Annotated in this window: 18 protein-coding genes; 11 read left to right on the forward strand and 7 right to left on the reverse strand. The window is 65.6% G+C overall.

Translation table 11 applies throughout. From position 1 onward, the window contains the following. The first annotated feature begins 5 nt into the window (after positions 1-5). The 8 genes from aspS to FVQ98_RS05510 all read left to right on the forward strand — a co-directional run bounded on the left by aspS (position 6) and on the right by FVQ98_RS05510 (position 5,614). Positions 6-1,802 (forward strand): aspartate--tRNA ligase, encoded by a 1,797-nt coding sequence (aspS, locus tag FVQ98_RS05475; RefSeq protein WP_147912416.1) that lies wholly within the window; start codon positions 6-8, stop codon positions 1,800-1,802. Positions 1,803-1,906: 104 nt separating this feature from the next. Next, entirely contained in the window at positions 1,907-2,236 is a 330-nt protein-coding gene (locus tag FVQ98_RS05480) for a DUF883 family protein (protein ID WP_147912417.1), read from the forward strand. A gap of 77 nt (positions 2,237-2,313) precedes the next feature. Beyond that, entirely contained in the window at positions 2,314-2,706 is a 393-nt protein-coding gene (locus tag FVQ98_RS05485; protein WP_147912418.1) for a phage holin family protein, read from the forward strand. After that, positions 2,703-3,074: a YqjK family protein gene (locus FVQ98_RS05490; RefSeq protein ID WP_147912419.1), complete on the forward strand. Its 372-nt coding sequence runs from the start codon at positions 2,703-2,705 to the stop codon at positions 3,072-3,074. Before FVQ98_RS05485 ends, FVQ98_RS05490 begins: the two co-directional genes overlap by 4 nt. Positions 3,075-3,120: 46 nt before the next feature. After that, on the forward strand, positions 3,121-3,594 hold the full coding sequence (gene nudB / locus FVQ98_RS05495; RefSeq protein ID WP_147912420.1) for a dihydroneopterin triphosphate diphosphatase: 474 nt from the start codon (positions 3,121-3,123) through the stop codon (positions 3,592-3,594). Further along, positions 3,591-4,376, forward strand: coding sequence for an endonuclease/exonuclease/phosphatase family protein (locus tag FVQ98_RS05500; protein ID WP_147912421.1), 786 nt, complete (start codon positions 3,591-3,593; stop codon positions 4,374-4,376). Before nudB ends, FVQ98_RS05500 begins: the two co-directional genes overlap by 4 nt. 90 nt (positions 4,377-4,466) lie before the next feature. Beyond that, complete coding sequence (gene folE / locus FVQ98_RS05505; protein WP_147912422.1) at positions 4,467-5,189, forward strand: GTP cyclohydrolase I; 723 nt, start codon at positions 4,467-4,469, stop codon at positions 5,187-5,189. 2 nt (positions 5,190-5,191) lie between these two features. After that, the gene (locus FVQ98_RS05510) at positions 5,192-5,614 is read left to right on the forward strand and encodes a BLUF domain-containing protein (RefSeq protein ID WP_147912423.1); all 423 of its coding nucleotides are present in this window, start codon (positions 5,192-5,194) and stop codon (positions 5,612-5,614) included. Between the two features lie 107 nt (positions 5,615-5,721). Here the strand turns inward: FVQ98_RS05510 and FVQ98_RS05515 are convergent, their stop codons facing one another. Continuing rightward, positions 5,722-7,425: a SulP family inorganic anion transporter gene (locus FVQ98_RS05515; protein WP_187265634.1), complete on the reverse strand. Its 1,704-nt coding sequence runs from the start codon at positions 7,423-7,425 to the stop codon at positions 5,722-5,724. 107 nt (positions 7,426-7,532) lie between these two features. Here FVQ98_RS05515 and FVQ98_RS05520 point away from each other — a divergent pair, with 107 nt between their 5' ends. Beyond that, entirely contained in the window at positions 7,533-8,246 is a 714-nt protein-coding gene (locus FVQ98_RS05520; RefSeq protein WP_147912424.1) for a DUF4124 domain-containing protein, read from the forward strand. An 81-nt stretch (positions 8,247-8,327) separates the two neighbouring features. Here FVQ98_RS05520 and FVQ98_RS05525 read toward each other — a convergent pair whose 3' ends face one another. The 3 genes from FVQ98_RS05525 to FVQ98_RS05535 form a co-directional block, all read right to left on the reverse strand. Beyond that, positions 8,328-9,665, reverse strand: a complete 1,338-nt coding sequence (locus FVQ98_RS05525) for a sulfatase family protein (protein WP_147912425.1) — start codon at positions 9,663-9,665, stop codon at positions 8,328-8,330. A 60-nt stretch (positions 9,666-9,725) separates the two neighbouring features. Continuing rightward, complete coding sequence (locus tag FVQ98_RS05530) at positions 9,726-10,697, reverse strand: Bug family tripartite tricarboxylate transporter substrate binding protein (protein WP_147912426.1); 972 nt, start codon at positions 10,695-10,697, stop codon at positions 9,726-9,728. 71 nt (positions 10,698-10,768) lie between these two features. Beyond that, complete coding sequence (locus FVQ98_RS05535) at positions 10,769-11,734, reverse strand: Bug family tripartite tricarboxylate transporter substrate binding protein (protein ID WP_147912427.1); 966 nt, start codon at positions 11,732-11,734, stop codon at positions 10,769-10,771. Between the two features lie 94 nt (positions 11,735-11,828). Between FVQ98_RS05535 and FVQ98_RS05540 the strand changes: the two genes are divergently transcribed. Further along, the gene (locus FVQ98_RS05540) at positions 11,829-12,341 is read left to right on the forward strand and encodes a MarR family winged helix-turn-helix transcriptional regulator (protein ID WP_147912428.1); all 513 of its coding nucleotides are present in this window, start codon (positions 11,829-11,831) and stop codon (positions 12,339-12,341) included. Between the two features lie 92 nt (positions 12,342-12,433). Here FVQ98_RS05540 and FVQ98_RS05545 read toward each other — a convergent pair whose 3' ends face one another. Next, on the reverse strand, positions 12,434-12,823 hold the full coding sequence (locus FVQ98_RS05545) for a glycine zipper domain-containing protein (RefSeq protein ID WP_187265635.1): 390 nt from the start codon (positions 12,821-12,823) through the stop codon (positions 12,434-12,436). Positions 12,824-12,942: 119 nt separating this feature from the next. Continuing rightward, positions 12,943-14,526, reverse strand: a complete 1,584-nt coding sequence (locus FVQ98_RS05550; protein WP_255507637.1) for a CHASE3 domain-containing protein — start codon at positions 14,524-14,526, stop codon at positions 12,943-12,945. Between FVQ98_RS05550 and FVQ98_RS05555 the strand changes: the two genes are divergently transcribed. Further along, positions 14,497-15,129 carry a response regulator gene (locus tag FVQ98_RS05555; protein WP_147912430.1) on the forward strand — a complete coding sequence of 211 codons (633 nt, stop codon included), beginning with the start codon at positions 14,497-14,499 and terminating at the stop codon, positions 15,127-15,129. The genes FVQ98_RS05550 and FVQ98_RS05555 overlap by 30 nt on opposite strands. A 92-nt stretch (positions 15,130-15,221) precedes the next feature. Here FVQ98_RS05555 and FVQ98_RS05560 read toward each other — a convergent pair whose 3' ends face one another. Next, complete coding sequence (locus FVQ98_RS05560; RefSeq protein ID WP_147912431.1) at positions 15,222-15,614, reverse strand: response regulator; 393 nt, start codon at positions 15,612-15,614, stop codon at positions 15,222-15,224. Positions 15,615-15,693: the final 79 nt, after the last annotated feature.

Consider the following 15,693-nt stretch of genomic DNA (forward strand, 5'->3'; position numbering starts at 1 on the left):
AAGCTATGTCCATGCGAACACACTACTGCGGCCTCGTCACCGAGGATCTGATCGGCCAGACCGTTACCCTGTGCGGCTGGGTCAACCGCCGCCGCGACCACGGCGGGGTCATCTTCGTCGACCTGCGCGACCGCGAAGGCTACGTGCAGGTGGTGTGCGATCCGGACCGCCCGGAGATGTTTGCCGTGGCCGAGGACCTGCGCAACGAGTTCTGCGTGCAGATCACCGGCCTGGTGCGTGCCCGCCCTGAAGGCACGACCAACGACAACCTGAAGAGCGGCAAGATCGAGGTGCTGTGCCAGGAGCTGAAGGTGCTGAACCCGTCGGTCACGCCGCCGTTCCAGCTGGACGACGAGAACCTGTCGGAAACCACCCGCCTGACGCACCGCGTGCTGGACCTGCGCCGCCCGTACATGCAGAACAACCTGATGCTGCGCTACCGCGTGGCCATGGAGGTGCGCAAGTTCCTCGACGAGCATGGCTTCGTCGACATCGAAACGCCGATGCTCACCAAGAGCACACCCGAAGGCGCGCGCGACTACCTCGTGCCCAGCCGCGTGCACGACGGTCAGTTCTTCGCGTTGCCGCAGTCGCCCCAGTTGTTCAAGCAGTTGCTGATGGTCGCCGGCTTCGACCGCTATTACCAGATCACCAAGTGCTTCCGCGACGAAGATCTGCGCGCCGACCGCCAGCCCGAATTCACCCAGATCGATATCGAAACCTCGTTCCTGGGCGAGCAGGACATTCGTGACCTGTTCCAGGGCATGATCAAGCACGTGTTCCAGAAGGCGCTGGGCGTCGATCTGGGCGACTTCCCGGTGATGCCTTACGCCCAGGCCATGTTCAAGTACGGCTCGGACAAGCCGGACCTGCGCGTCAAGCTCGAATTCACCGAACTCACTGATGTGATGGGCGACGTGGACTTCAAGGTGTTCAGCGGGCCGGCCACCACGCCGGGCGGCCGCGTCGTCGCCCTGCGTGTGCCGGGCGGCGGCGAGATGAGCCGCGGCGAGATCGACGGCTACACCGAGTTCGTCAAGATCTACGGCGCCAAGGGTCTGGCGTGGATCAAGGTGAACGACGTGTCCAAAGGCCGCGAAGGTCTGCAGTCGCCCATCGTCAAGAACCTGCACGACGCCGCCCTCGCGGCCATCCTTAAGCGCACGGGCGCGCAGAACGGCGACATCCTGTTCTTTGGTGCCGACAAGGCCAAGGTGGTCAACGATGCCATTGGTGGTCTGCGCCTCAAGATCGGTCACAGCGAGTTCGCCAAAAAGGCGGGCCTGTTTGAAGACCGCTGGGCGCCGCTGTGGGTGGTCGACTTCCCGATGTTCGAATTCGACGATGACGGCCAGCGCTGGAACGCCGTGCACCATCCGTTCACGGCGCCGAAGGACGGCCACGAGGACTACATGGACACCGACCCCGGCAAGTGCATCGCCAAGGCCTATGACATGGTGTTGAACGGCTGGGAGCTGGGTGGTGGCTCGGTGCGTATCCACCGCGCCGAAGTGCAGAGCAAGGTGTTCTCCGCGCTGAAGATTGGCCCGGAAGAAGCACAGGAGAAATTCGGCTTCCTGCTGGACGCGCTCCAGTACGGTGCGCCCCCGCACGGCGGTCTGGCGTTCGGGCTGGACCGTCTGGTCACGCTGATGACCAAGGCCGAGTCGATTCGCGATGTGATCGCCTTCCCCAAAACCCAGCGCGCCCAGTGTCTGCTGACCCACGCGCCCAGCCCTGTGGACGAAAAGCAGCTGCGCGAGTTGCACATTCGCCTGCGCAACGCCACGCCCGCCGCCTGACGGTTTCTCGCCGAAGCCCGCAGCCGGCGGACTTCGGCGCCGTCCTACGCGGCGCTGCGGGGCGCTCTGTTACGATGGATTTTCCCCTCTGAAGGAGTGCACTTATGTCCTATACGTCTGACCTCGCGGATTCGGCTGTCGAAACCAAGGAACAACTCGTCGCCAACCTGCGCCGGGTGATTTCCGACGCGGAAGACCTGCTGGCTGCCACCGCCGGTCAAACCGATACCAAAATCGCCGAGCTGCGCGCCCGAGCGAAGGAAAACCTGAGCATGGCGCGCGAAAAACTGGCCGATGCCGACGCTGCCGTGCGCGCCCGCGCCCGTTTGGCTGCGACCGCCACCGACGAATACGTGCACGACAACCCTTGGTCGTCGATCGGCGCCGCCGCGGCGCTGGGCATCCTGATCGGCGTGCTGCTCGGCCGCCGTTGATGCCCTGGGGCATGTGGCTGCGGGCGCGGGGCGCTGGCGGCCACGCGCCCTGATAGCCGTCATCTGATTTCTCCGCCATGGCCAACGAATCGTCCAGCGCCGGTCGCAGCGAAGCCCGCGTGCGCGGGTGGGTCGCCAACATCCTGGAGCTGGCCGAAGTCCGGCTGGAGCTGCTGACCATCGAGGCCCGCATCGGGCTGCAGCGGCTCATCCTGGTGTGCGTCTATGGCGTGTTGGGTGCGGTGCTCGCCGCGTTTGGCATCATTTTCTTGGCGCTGCTGATCACCGTGGCCATGTGGGCCACGCACCCCCTGCTCGCGCTGGCCATTTTCACCACGCTTTTTCTGGGCGGCGGCATCGTGCTGATGATCCTGGCGCGCGGCAAGCTGCGCGGTCTGGTCGAGATGTTCAGCGTTACGCGCGAAGAACTGCGTCGGGACCAGCATCGTTTGCGGGGTGATGCGCCATGACCAGCAAGCACCATGCCGACACCACCGCCGACCAGGCGGTGCGCGCGGGGCACAAGCGCATCGACGTTGATGACGACCTGCTGGCGCGGCGCGACGCGCTCAAGATGCGGTCGGAGTACCTGCGCCACCAGCTTTCCTTCAAGGCCACCGGCATCCAGCCCGCTTTTCGGGCAACCGACCGTGTCGCCGAGGGGCTGGGCTGGGTCAAGGCGCACCCTGGCCTGGTGGCGGCGGCGGGCGCGGCCCTGCTGGGCGCCGTGGTGGCCCGTCCGCGCGCCTTCATGCGGCTGGGCACGCGCGCGTTCGCGGCCTGGCAGATGGTGCAGCGCGTCCAACCCATGGTGCGCGCCTTCACGCGCCGCGTCTGACGGGCGGGCGGCACCCGCGCGTTCACGGGCTTTGGGCGTGAACCCCATGCGCTTCAAGATTCCGCAATCCGTGCTGGTGGTGATCCACACCGCCGCGCTGGAGGTGCTGTTGATCCGCCGGGCCGACGCCAGCGCCGCCTTCTGGCAGGGGGTGACCGGCAGCAAGGACGCCGAAGACGAGCCCTTTTCTGCCACCGCCGCGCGCGAAGTGGCCGAAGAAACCGGCATCGATGCCGATGCGCCCGGCTGCACGCTGACGGATTGGGAACTGGAAAACGTCTACGACATCTACCCTCAGTGGCTTTTCCGCTACGCCCCGGGCGTGACCCGCAATGTCGAGCATGTGTTCGGCCTGTGCGTGCCCGAAGGCACACCGATCACCTTGAACCCGCGCGAACACACCGACCACCGCTGGCTGCCCTGGCGCGAAGCGGCCGACTGGTGCTATTCGCCCTCCAACGCCGAGGCCTGCCTGCTGCTGCCGCGCTTTGCGAGCATTGGCGCAGGAATTCCCTCATGAAAGACACCGCAAGCTCCCAGGCCGACCCGTTCATGCTGCGGGTGGCCACCTACAACATCCACAAGGGCGTGCAGGGCATGGGCCCCACGCGCCGCCTGGAAATCCACAACCTGGCCCTGGCGGTCGAAACGCTCGACGCCGACATCGTGTGCCTGCAGGAAGTGCGCCGCATGAACCGGCGCGAAGCGACCTATTTCACCGGCTGGCCCGAGCAGCCGCAGGCCGAGTTTCTGGCGCCTGAAGGCTACGAAGCGGTCTACCACACCAACGCCATCACGCGCGACGGCGAACACGGCAACGCGCTGCTGTCGCGCTGGCCGATCGTGCGGCACTGCCACGAGGACATGTCCGACCACCGCTTCGAGCAGCGCGGCCTGCTGCACGTTGAGCTGCAGGTGGCCGGGGTCAACGTGCACGCCATCGTGGTGCACTTCGGCCTGCTGCCGGCCAGCCGCGTGCGTCAGGCGGTGCACCTGCGCCGCTACATCGCGCGCGAGGTGCCGCTGGGCGCGCCGCTGGTGGTGGCGGGCGACTTCAACGACTGGGGCACGCGCGTGCGCAAGTTGCTGCGTGTTGACTCGCTGCACGCCTTCGAGGGTCCGCGCACGCTGACCTACCCCTCGCGCTTTCCGGTGGCGCAGCTCGACCACATCTACGCGCGCGATCTGCAGCCGCTCAGCCTGGCGGCGCCGCGCGGGCGGGTGTGGAGCCGCATGTCCGACCACCTGCCGCTGATCGCCGAGTTCAAGATGCACGGCGCGCTCTCTGAATCGCGCTTCTGATGCTATTTAAATCGTAGCTGATTGCGCAGGTGGCTGTAGCGCCAGTGCCTTTTTTGTTTGTAAACAATGCTGCTACCATCGCGGGACACCATGAAGCCCGAACCCGACTTGCCCCCACCCGACGCCGCTGACGAAGGCACGCCCGTGTCCGTGAAGATCCGCGAGCGCCTGCAGGCGGCCAAGCGGCGCTTCAATGCCAACGACAACATCGCCGAATTCATCCAGCCGGGCGAGCTGGAGGCGCTGCTGGACGAAGTCACGGACAAGATGCAGGGCGTGCTCGACAGCATGGTGATCGACACCGAGGGCGACCACAACACCGCCAACACCGCGCGGCGCGTGGCCAAGATGTACGTCAACGAGGTGTTCAACGGCCGCTACGTGCAAAGCCCGACGATCACCGAATTCCCCAACGCCGAACGCCTGAACGAGCTGATGATCGTCGGCCCGATCACCGTGCGTTCGGCCTGCAGCCACCATTTCTGCCCCGTGATGGGCAAGCTGTGGATCGGCGTGCTGCCCAACGAGCACACCAACGTCATCGGCCTGTCGAAGTACGCGCGCCTGGCCGAATGGATCATGGGCCGCCCCCAGATCCAGGAAGAGGCGGTGGTGCAGCTGGCCGACCTGATCCAGTCCAAGACCAAGCCCGACGGCCTGGCCATCGTCATGGAAGCCACGCACTTCTGCATGGCTTGGCGCGGCGTGAAGGACGTGGACAGCAAGATGATCAACTCGGTCATGCGCGGCGTGTTCCTGAAGGACATGAACCTGCGCCGCGAGTTTCTTTCCCTGATCCCGCAGAAGAACTGACCATGCTCGTCCGCCTGCTCTACGCCAGCCGCGCCGTCGACCCTTCACCGGCGGTGGTCAACAGCATCCTGGCCTCCGCGCGCCAGCACAACCAGCAGACCGGCATCACCGGCGTGCTGGCCTACGGCGGTGGCGTGTTCATGCAGGCCATCGAAGGTGGCCGCCAGGCCGTGAGCGACCTGTACGGCACCATCCAGCGCGACCCGCGCCACAAGGACGTGGCGCTGCTGCACTTCGAGGAAATCCAGGAGCGCCGTTTTGGCGGCTGGACCATGGGCCTCGTCGACGTCGGTCGCGTCAACGCCAGCGTGCTGCTGAAATACTCTGAGCGCGCCGTGCTCGACCCCTACGCGGTGTCGGGCAAGGTGTCTCTGGCGTTGCTCGACGAACTGGCGGCCACCGCCAGCATCGCCTGCCATCCCTGATCGGCGCCTGGGTCATCGGCGGCCGTGCCAGGCTGTGCCGCATCAAATTGGCCTTTGACCCTACAGCAGTCTGCGCGACCAGCTCCTGATTTGATAGTTGTCAGCCGTCAGATCGCCGCGGCAGCCAAGTCTGCCGGCTCGCGCCGCGCGGCCAGCTCGATGGCGCGCAGGGCGGCCAGCCCTTCGTTTTCCGTGCGGTAGACCTGCACCTTCGGGTGGGGCGCCAACGCGCCCGCGGCCAGCAGCACCTTTTCGACCGGCAGCTTGATGCCCACCAGGTGCAGCACCACGTCGCGCTGCTGCAGTTGCGACATCAAGCGCAAGAAGACCTCGACCCCGGTCGCGTCGATGCGGTTGATCGACTGCGCGAACAGGAACACGTGGCGCGTGTGCGGGTGCTCGGTCAAATACTCGATCACGTTGCGCTCGAACTGGCCGGCGGCGGCGAAGTCCAGCGCGGCGTCCATGCGCAACGCGTAGGACTGGGGCGCCAGCGGTGGCAGCTGCCACAGGTGGCGGTCGCGCAGGCTGCCGTCGGGGTGCATGCCCAATTCGATGATGCGCGGGTGCAGGCGCTGGTACAGAAACAGCGACAGCGACATCACCACGCCGGTCAGCACGCCCCAGTACAGCGCTGGCGCGGCCAGGATCGTGACCCCGAACGTGACCGCGGCGATCACCGATTCCACGCGCGACAGCCGCCACAGCCGGCGGAATTCGCGCGGCTTGAGCAGGCCGATGACCGCCGCCACCACGATCGCCGCCAGCACGGACTGCGGCACCGGGCGCAGCACCGGCGTGAAGAACAGCAGCGCCAGCAGCACCACCAGGGTCGAGAAGATCGTCGCCCAGCCGGTCTGCGCACCCGCGTACAGGTTGAGCGCCGAGCGCGAGAACGACGAGCTGGTGGCGAAAGCGCCGGAAAAGCCTGAGGCGATCTTGGCCAGGCCCTGGCCGACCAGGTCCTGGTCCTGGTCCCAGCGCTCGCCCTTGCGTTCGCTGTCGACCTTGGCGGACGAGGCGGTCTCGAGGAAGCTGACCAGCGTGATCACCAGCACCGGCAGGACCAGCTGGCCCAGCGTGTCCCAGCCGATCCAGCCCGGCACGTACAGGCTGGGCAGGCCGCTGGGCAGCGTGCCTACCACCTTGCCGCCATGCGCTTCAAAGCCCGCGAAGTGGCTAATGGCGGCCGTGGCCAGAACGATCACCAACACCGTCGGGAAACCGGGTCGCCAGCGCCGCGCGCCCATCAGCAGCGCCAGCGTGGCCACACCGAACACGGCCGATGCCCAGTCGAACGATGGCGTGTGTAGCATGAAGCGCCAGCCGCCGCCGAAGCCCAACAGCGACGGGATCTGCGAGGTGATGATCAGCACCGCCGCGGCCTGGGTGAAAGCCATCAGCACCGGCGCGTTGACCAGGTTCAGCAGCCAGCCAAAGCGCGCCCAACCCAGCACGACCTGCAGCAGGCCGGTCAGCAGCGCCAGCCACACGGCCAGTTGGATCCACTCGGCGCTGCCGGGCTGCGCCATGCCGGTCAGCGAGGCGCTGATCAGCAGCGCCGTGAGGGCCGTCGGCCCGACCGACAGGCGCTGCGACGACGAGAAGAACACCGCCACCAGCGCTGGCACGATGGACGCGTAGATGCCCGTCACCGGTGGCATGCCCGCGAGGTGGGCGTAGGCCACGCTCTGCGGGATCATCATCAGCCCGACGGTGAGGCCGGCCAGCGCCTCGCTGCGCAGCAGCGGGCCGGAAGGGCGAGGATGCGCGAGAAACGGGATGGCGCGGGTGAGTCGGGCAGGCAGCATCAGCGTCCGATGGTAAGCGAGTGCACCGCCTGGCGCGTTAAGGGGGGTGGGTAGCGCCATCGCTCGCTCATCAGTACCATCGCTTGATTCATATGGAGAGGCCTTTTATGCGTACCGTGGCTATCGCTCTGCTGCTGACTCTGCCGGCGCTGGTCAGCGCCCAGGCCATCCGTTGCAAGGACCCGGCCACCGGCCGCACCGTGTACACCGACCAGCCTTGCCATGGTGGGGAACTGGTGGTGCCGGCGCGCACGCCGGCAGAACGTGAGGCCGACGATCTGGCCGCCGAACAGGCGCGCAGCCGTGCTGCCGAACGCCAACTGCAGGCCCAGGACGAACAGCGCCTGCGCCAGGAAGCTGCCCGCCAGGAAGTCGCCAACCGCGCGGCCAACGCCGCCGCCGTGCCGCCGTCGCAGACGCCGCAGTGCCAGCGCGCTATGGCCGACGCCGATTTCCGCGCTCGCAGCAATTCGTCCACGCCCGAGCAGATCCGCACCGCACGCTACAACGCAGCGCTGGCCTGCGGCCAACAGCCGCCGGCGGACGTGGTCGTCGTTCAACCCGAACCTTGGGGTGCCTTCCCGCCGGGGCACAGGCCGCCACACGGGCACCCGGGCGGCTGGGGCCCCGGCAGCGCTTACCCGCCTCCGCCCATCGAGCCACCGCGACCGAGACCGCCCAGCTATGGCGGCGGTACGCTGGACAACCGCCCGATTCCGGTCGCACCGGCCCGCCCGCCTGCAGCGCAGACGCGGACGACGTCCAGTTCGAGCGGTATCGCCGTGCCGCGCGGCGGTGCCGCGGCGCAGCGGGACGAGTAGTCGAGTCAGCGCGCGGTCCATGGCGCTGCGCAGTGGCGCTGAGCGGGAGCGCGGCCGGGTCAGACGGCTCACCGCAGGGCGTCAGCGCTGCGGCATGTCCTTGTAGGAATAGCCCAGGCTGATCGTCGCGTCGGCGGGAATCGGCGGCATGGTCGCTTCCCAGGCTTCCCAGGCGGCGCGCATGGCGGCCAGGCGGTCGGGCTCGCGCGCGGCCAGGTTGGCGCGCTCGCGCTCGTCCTGTGGGATGTTGAACAGGTAGTCGTTGCCGTCCACGCGCAGGTATTTCCAGGGGCCGTCGCGCAGCGCGCGCTGCCCGCGGTGGTTCATGCGCCAGTGCAGCGGGCGGGCGAAGGTGTCGTCTGCGTCGCGCAGCACAGGCAGGAGGGAGACCCCGTCGAGCGGGTAATCGGCATGCGGCTGGCCACCAGCGGCGTCCAGCATAGTGGCGGACCAGTCCATGCTCATGCAGACCTGCTCAGTCACGCCGCCGGGCGGGATAACGGCCGGCCAGTGGGCGATCCACGGCACGCGGATGCCGCCTTCGGTCAGGTCCATCTTGCCGCCGACCAGCGGCCAGTTGTCGGAAAAGCGCTCGCCGCCGTTGTCGCTGGTGAAGACGATCAGGGTGTCGTCCAGCAGGCCATTCGCTTCCAGCGCTTCCACCATCTGGCCAATGCCTTCGTCCATGTGGTGGATCATGCGGTGGTAGGTGTGGATGTTGCCGCCGTGCAGGTGGAACAGGTTGTTCTTGACCTCCTCGGCCAGCGCGGCGTCGTCGCGCGTTTCCCACGGCCAGTGCGGCGCGGTGTAGTGCACGCTCAGAAAAAACGGCGTGCCGGCTTGCGCGCCGGGGGCCATGCGCTGGATGTAGTCGACCGAGCGCTGGCTGATCAGGTCGGTGAGGTAGCCCTCTTCGTGGTGCTCGCCATCGCCCAGGTACAGGTCGTGCGTGCCGTTGTTGCTGCAGTGGGTGAAGTAGTCCACGCCCCCCGAGATCGGGCCGAAGAACTCCTCGTAGCCCGATTTGAGCGGCCCGAACACGGGCGGGTAGCCCAAGTGCCATTTGCCCATCAGCGCCGTGCGGTAGCCCGCGTCTTTCAGCAGCGAAGGCAGCGTGGGGTGCTCGGGCGGCAGGCCCAGCGTGGTGCTGCCCTTGCTCTTGCTGTTGATCGGCTCTTCGGCCGCGCCGCGCAGGCGGTACTGGTAGCGCATGGTGATCAACCCGAACCGCGTGGGCGAGCACACGGGCGAATTGCTGTAGCCCTGCGTCATGCGCAAGCCCTTGGCGGCCAGCCGGTCGAGCACGGGCGAAACGGGACCGAAGCGCGCATCGCGGCCGCCGTAGCAGCCAAGGTCGGCAAAGCCCAGGTCGTCGGCGACGATGTAGATGATGTTCGGTCGTTTGGGATTTTTAGACATTTTTGGCATCTAGCCCTACAGCCATCTGCGTGAGAAGCTATAAAAACAGGAGTAAGTGTTTTACTCGACCTTCATGCCCGTGGCCTTGATGATGCGGCCATAGCGCTCCGACAGGTCGGCCAGGCGCTTGCTGGCGGCGGCGCCGGTCAGGCCCTCGTAGTGCAGGTCCAGCCCTTCCAGGCGCTTGCGCACTTCGGGGCGAGCCAGCGCGTCGCTGAAGGCTTTCTGCAGCGCCTGCACGACCGGCTCGGGCGTGGCGGCCGGCACCATGGCGATGTAGACCACTTCCTGCTCCAGGCCCTTGTGGCCCGCTTCGGCCACGGTCGGCACGTTGGGCGCGAGGGTGGAGCGCTGGCGGCTGGTGACGGCCAGCGCATTGATCTTGCCCGACTTGACGTGCGGCAGCATGCCCGGCGTGGCCAGCACGCCGGCGTCCACTTCACCGGACAGCACCGCCGTGACGGCCGGCGTGTTGCCCTTGTAGGGCACGTGCGTGATCTTCATGCCGGTGGCTTCGTGAAACACCTCGGCCGCCAGATGACCCGGGCTGCCGGAGCCGGCGGAACTGAACGTCACGCCCTTGGTCTTGCCCGCGTTGATCAGGTCGGCCATGGTCTTGAAACCGGTCGACGGGTGCGCGCCCACCAGCAGGCCCGACGAGGCCATGATCAGCAGCGGCTTGAAATCCGCTGGCTTGAACGGCATGCTTTTGTAGATGTGCGGGTTGACCGTGAAGATCGTGTCGATGCCGATCAGCACGGTGTAGCCGTCCGCAGGCGCCTTGGCCACCTGGTCTGTGCCGATGTTGCCCGCGGCGCCCGCCTTGTTCTCGACGATGAAGGGCTGCTTGAGCGTCTGCTGCAGCACATCGGACATCGAGCGCGCGATCATGTCCGACGGACCGCCGGGCGGGAAGCTGTTGACCAGCTTGACGGGCTTGCTGGGGTAGGTCTGCGCGGCGGCGCTCAGGGCAAGCAAGCCGGTGAAGGCGGCGGCGAGCGCGGGGCGAAGCAGGACGCGGGGCGTGATCATGAGAGAGGCTCCGGTGCGAGCGGCACGCGGCCGCTCAAGGGGAAGGGCGAAGCTAAGGCTTCAGGCGGGCGTCAGGGCTGATAGCCCGACTTCTGCACCACCGGGGCCCATTGGGCACGGTAGCGCTTGAGCATGTCGGCGGTCTGGGCTGGACTGCTGACGATCGGCGTGACCTTGGCGTCCATGAACTTGCGCTGCGTGTCCGCGTCCTTCATCACGTCCTGGATGGCGGCGCCCAGGTTTGCGACCCTGTCCTTGGGCATGCTGGCGGGCGCGAACAGGGCGTTCCAGCCGGTGGCGACCAGATCCAGCCCGGCTTCCTTGTAGGTCGGGATGTCCTTGGCGAAGGGCGAACGCTTAGCGCCCGAGGAGGCCAGGATGCGCAGCTTGCCGCCTTCGTGCTGCGGCAGCAGGGTGTCGAGCGTGTCGAAGGCGACCGGCACCTGGCCACCCATAAGGTCGCTGATCAGCGGGCCGGAGCCGCGGTAGCCCACGACTTCACCCTTGATCTGGGCCTTTTCGCCGGTCATGAGAGCGAAGAAGTGCGGCAGGCTGCCGGTCGCGGGAACGCCAAAGTTGGCTTGCTTGGGGTTGCTGCGCAGCCAGGCCAGCAGGTGCTTGAGTTCCTTGACGGGTACGGCGGTTGCCACCGCGAGACCAAATTCGTAGTCGCTGACCTGAGACACCGGCTGGAAGTCCTTGTCGGGGTCGTAACCGTTGTCCTTGAACACCAGCGGGGCCACCACCATGATGGCCGGGTTCGCCAGCAGCAGCACGTTCTGGTCGGCGCCCGCCCCGCGCAACTGCTGCGCGGCCAGGCGGCCGCCGGCGCCGGTCTTGTTCTCGACGATCACGGACTGGCCTAGCTTGGGACCGAGTTTCTCTGCCACGATGCGTGCGGCGCGGTCGCTTGAGCCGCCCGGCGCGTAGGGCACCACGATGCGCAGCGGCCCTTCAGGCTGGGCCTGCACTGCAGGGGTGAGGCCGACGGCCAGGCCGACGGTCAATAGGGCTCGTACGAAGTGGCGTTTTTGCACGGCTTGTTCTCCAATGTTGTATGGGCTCAGAATGGCCAACTGTAGGCATACTGATCGCAATTGACGTTATCAACCGTTCTCCGTACTTACCCTGATGCGTGAACCCTCCTTGAGGCAGCCCAAGACGCTGGACGACATGGTGTTGTATCGGCTCTGGCACCTCAACGCGCGCGCAGGCCGGCTCGTGATGCGCATGTGCGAAGCCGATTTCGGTGTGACGCGACGCGAATGGCGCCTCATGTCCTATCTGGCGCGGCACGATGGCGTGCTGCCCTCTGAACTGGCGGACTACGCTGCCCTGGATCGCGCGCGGACATCGCGCGCCGTGAGCAGCCTGGTGGACAAACACCTTGTGCGGCGCCAGCCGCGGCCGCACAACCGCCGCGAGGTCGTGCTCACGCTGACGGAAACGGGGCGCGATTTGCACGACCGACTCTTGCCGCGTGTCGCGGCGATCAACGGGCAACTCATGTCGGCGCTGAGCGCCCAGGAAGCAGCCACACTGGCCGAACTGCTGCAGCGCCTCAAGAACCAGGCCGACAACATGGCTTCAGAGGCGTTGGGCGCCGCAGCGCACGGACCGGGTCCGGACCGCGCGGTGGATTGAAAGCTTCGTGCCACTCGTCCTTCGGCGCATGAAAAAGCCCCGCCTCGGCGGGGCTTGGCGACCGCGCGATGCGGCCACTCAGGCAGTCGGCATCAGCGACGGCGGCCCAGCAGCATTGCGACCAGCGCACCGGCAGCAGCGGCGATCGCCATGGACTTGAGCGGCTGCTCAGACACGTAGGCGCTGGTGCGATCCGCGTATTCGTTGACTTTGTCGCGCGTCTGATCGGCGGTCTGGGCGCAAGCGGCCTTGCCTCGCGCGGCCATGTCCTGCACACGCGAGGACACGGCGTCAATCGCCGGCTTGATGTCTTCGCGCAGCGTGCGAACCTTGGCATCTGCCTTGTCCAACGCATCGTTGGCGAAGCTGCGCGCCGATTCAACGCCGCGCTCTGCCTTGTCGGCCATGCGTTCGGTCGCATCGACGGCGTCATCCGCCAGTTTGTGGATCGTGTGTTCGGCCTTGCTGGAAGTGGTGTTCATGAGCATTCCTAGGATGGATGGGTCGGGTCGGGGTGCTGGCGCGCGTTTGCCATGAAAGCCGCGCCGCACACCAGCGCTGTCAAGCAGGTTAGCCGAAAAACAGCCGTGCCGCATCGTCCTCAGGCGGGCGTGGATGTCCGCGTTTGGTTGTCGTCGGTGTAGGAATCGGATGACAGGTGCATCTCGTCCATGGCGCTGGCCAGTTCTTCCTGTGGCTTGCGCTGCTGGCGCGGGATGGTTGCAGTAATCCGCGTGCCGCGGCCCGGCGCTGAAGACACATCCAGCCGGCCGCCACAGGCCTCAATACGGTGGCGCATGCCAACCAGGCCATGCGATGCTTGTGGCACGATGGCCGGGTCGAAACCGGTGCCGTCGTCAGACACAGAGACTTCCACGTGGTAGACGTAGTTCTTGAGTGTGACCGACACCCGAGAAGCTTGAGCGTATTTTCCGATGTTCGTCAACGATTCCTGCACCATGCGGTAGATCGTGAGATCGCTCGCCTCGTTGAGGTCGACAGGCTCCAACGCGCTGTCAACCTCGAGGCGCGAGCGTTCTCCGAACTCGCGCAGCAGGATGTCGAGCGAAGCCACCAGGCCCAGGTTGGACAAGGATGAGGGCCGCAGGTCTTCGATGATCCGGCGCTTGAGGGCAATGCCCTGATTCAGCGTTTCAGTCAGGTGCTTGAGGCGGTTGATCAATTCCGGCGCATCGGGTGGCAGGCGCGACTTGAGGCGCGCCACATCCAGTTTGGCCGCCGTCAGCAGCGCCCCCAGTTCGTCGTGCAGTTCACGTGCCAGGTGAGCACGTTCGTCTTCCACCGCCTGCTGGAGGTGGGTGGCCAACTCTGTCAGGCGGGCTGTGCGTTCCTGCACCTGCGATTCCAGTGCATCGCGCTCGGCCTCCAGTGATCGGTTGTATTCCTCGTCGTTGCGCTGCATCTGGCGTGTCTGCTGCGTGTAGAGCACGAAGGCGAACAGCGCGGCCAGAATGCCGGCCGCCAGGCCAAATCGGGTCACGTTCAGGAGCCGGAAGACTTCCTGGCGGCTGCGCTCCACCTGCGACGTCGCAGAGGCGACCAAGCTGGTGCCCAAGGCGCGCGTGCGCTCCATCTCCTCAAGGCCCACGTTGGTGCTGATCACGAAATTGACCGCATCCAGCTTGTTCTGCTCATGCAGGCGAATGGTCAATTCCATTTCGCCAAACTTCTGCGACACCGTCTTGGTCAGCTCAGCTGCCTGCTGCCGCACGCCTTTGTCCAGCGCCACCGCGGCATCGAGTCGACGCACCAGCGACTCGACCTCCTGCTTGGAGCGCCGGTAAGGTCCGAGATAGGCCTTGTCGGAAGTGAGCACGTAGCCGCGTTGCGCCGACTCGGCGAGCGCGAGTTCGCGCAGAAGTGTGTTGACCGTGGTCAACGTCTCGTTGGCAAGGCGCACGGACTGCAATGCGGATGCCGTCTGCACGTGGGCACTCTCGTTGACCAGCAACATGGCGCCCGCGCAGGAGAAGCCCACCACCAAGGCGACCCGCATGCGGCGGCTAAGTTGCGCGAAGGGCGACCCCGTAGGGCGCTTGAAAAGTGTTTTCAATGACATGACAGGTGCGACTAAGATACCCGAACAACGAATACCGTCGCAGCGTTCGCGACACAGTCCATTTCCGGAGGCGTGATGATCAGAGTCGGCATTGTGGATGACCATGCCATTGTTAGATCGGGGCTCAAGCAGTTTTTTTCAGAGCACGTGGATTTGCGCGTCGTCGGCGAAGCCGCCAGCGGGCGTGAGGCGATTGATCTGGTGCGCACGACCGAGATGGATGTGCTTGTCATGGATTTGTCCATGCCCGGCCAGAGCGGCATCGATGCCTTGGCCATGATCAGGGCCAAGGCCCCGGACGTGGGCATATTGATACTTTCTGGGTATCCGGAAGAACATTACGCCATGAACCTGATTCGTCAGGGCGCGAGCGGATACTTGAACAAGGAATGCGACCCCGGCGAAATCGTCGAGGCCATCCGCACCATCGCGCTTGGCAAGCGCTACATCACGCCCACCGTTGCCGAGTTGCTGGCGCAACAACTCAATCGCAAGAACGACGCCTTGCCGCATGAGCATCTGTCGGAGCGCGAGTTTCAGGTGTTCTTGAAACTCGCCAAGGGTCAGACAGCGGGCGACATTGCCGAAGCGTTGTCGCTGTCCGTGAAGACGGTCAGCACTTACCGAACTCGACTGATGGAGAAGATGGCACTGAGCTCCAACAGCGATCTGACCTATTACGCGCTGAAGAACAATCTCATCGACTAAGTTTTGGCGGCGATGCAAGGAAAGATACCGCCGATGACAAGCAAAAAAAAGACGCCCACGGCGTCTTCGTTTAGCTGAAGTCACTTGGCGCGTCAGTGCGATTTGCCCTGAAGCTCGATACAGAAATCGATCAAGGCATCGATGTCGGTCGACTTGTCGAAAACGGCGTCCACGCCCAACTGGTTGCACCGGCTGCGGATGTCAGGGGTTGCGTAATTGGTCAGCACCACGACCTTCTGCTCGGCCTTGCGGTCACGGCAAGCTTGTAGCACGCCCAACCCGCTGCCCTGCTTGAGAAACAGATCCACGATGGCCAGATCCCACTGACCATCATGGCTGGTCAACCAGCCACTACCTTGCTCTTCGGTTTCAGCGAAACCGACTGGGGCGATACCCCCGAGTTCTTCGAGTGTTGCGACAAGGTTCTCGCGGATCGTCGGGTTGTCTTCAACAATGTAGGTTCGCACAGATCGGTTGCCAGGCATTGGGCTCAGTCACAAAGAGTGTCGTGATTGGCCAATGCCCACGACGAGAGTTCTTTGGTGAGAAGTTTAGTTTCCATAC

Source organism: Ottowia flava (genome assembly GCF_008017535.1).
Classification (GTDB): Bacteria; Pseudomonadota; Gammaproteobacteria; order Burkholderiales; family Burkholderiaceae_C; genus Ottowia; species Ottowia flava.

Excerpts from the sequence above, each read along its gene's own strand:
- aspS (WP_147912416.1), top strand. The coding sequence starts at position 6 with ATGTCCATGCGAACACACTACTGCGGCCTCGTCACCGAGGATCTGATC.
- FVQ98_RS05480 (WP_147912417.1), top strand. The coding sequence starts at position 1,907 with ATGTCCTATACGTCTGACCTCGCGGATTCGGCTGTCGAAACCAAGGAA.
- FVQ98_RS05485 (WP_147912418.1), top strand. The coding sequence starts at position 2,314 with ATGGCCAACGAATCGTCCAGCGCCGGTCGCAGCGAAGCCCGCGTGCGC.
- FVQ98_RS05490 (WP_147912419.1), top strand. The coding sequence starts at position 2,703 with ATGACCAGCAAGCACCATGCCGACACCACCGCCGACCAGGCGGTGCGC.
- nudB (WP_147912420.1), top strand. The coding sequence starts at position 3,121 with ATGCGCTTCAAGATTCCGCAATCCGTGCTGGTGGTGATCCACACCGCC.
- FVQ98_RS05500 (WP_147912421.1), top strand. The coding sequence starts at position 3,591 with ATGAAAGACACCGCAAGCTCCCAGGCCGACCCGTTCATGCTGCGGGTG.
- folE (WP_147912422.1), top strand. The coding sequence starts at position 4,467 with ATGAAGCCCGAACCCGACTTGCCCCCACCCGACGCCGCTGACGAAGGC.
- FVQ98_RS05510 (WP_147912423.1), top strand. The coding sequence starts at position 5,192 with ATGCTCGTCCGCCTGCTCTACGCCAGCCGCGCCGTCGACCCTTCACCG.
- FVQ98_RS05515 (WP_187265634.1), bottom strand. The coding sequence starts at position 7,425 with ATGCTGCCTGCCCGACTCACCCGCGCCATCCCGTTTCTCGCGCATCCT.
- FVQ98_RS05520 (WP_147912424.1), top strand. The coding sequence starts at position 7,533 with ATGCGTACCGTGGCTATCGCTCTGCTGCTGACTCTGCCGGCGCTGGTC.
- FVQ98_RS05525 (WP_147912425.1), bottom strand. The coding sequence starts at position 9,665 with ATGTCTAAAAATCCCAAACGACCGAACATCATCTACATCGTCGCCGAC.
- FVQ98_RS05530 (WP_147912426.1), bottom strand. The coding sequence starts at position 10,697 with ATGATCACGCCCCGCGTCCTGCTTCGCCCCGCGCTCGCCGCCGCCTTC.
- FVQ98_RS05540 (WP_147912428.1), top strand. The coding sequence starts at position 11,829 with ATGCGTGAACCCTCCTTGAGGCAGCCCAAGACGCTGGACGACATGGTG.
- FVQ98_RS05545 (WP_187265635.1), bottom strand. The coding sequence starts at position 12,823 with ATGAACACCACTTCCAGCAAGGCCGAACACACGATCCACAAACTGGCG.
- FVQ98_RS05555 (WP_147912430.1), top strand. The coding sequence starts at position 14,497 with ATGATCAGAGTCGGCATTGTGGATGACCATGCCATTGTTAGATCGGGG.
- FVQ98_RS05550 (WP_255507637.1), bottom strand. The coding sequence starts at position 14,526 with ATGGTCATCCACAATGCCGACTCTGATCATCACGCCTCCGGAAATGGA.
- FVQ98_RS05560 (WP_147912431.1), bottom strand. The coding sequence starts at position 15,614 with ATGCCTGGCAACCGATCTGTGCGAACCTACATTGTTGAAGACAACCCG.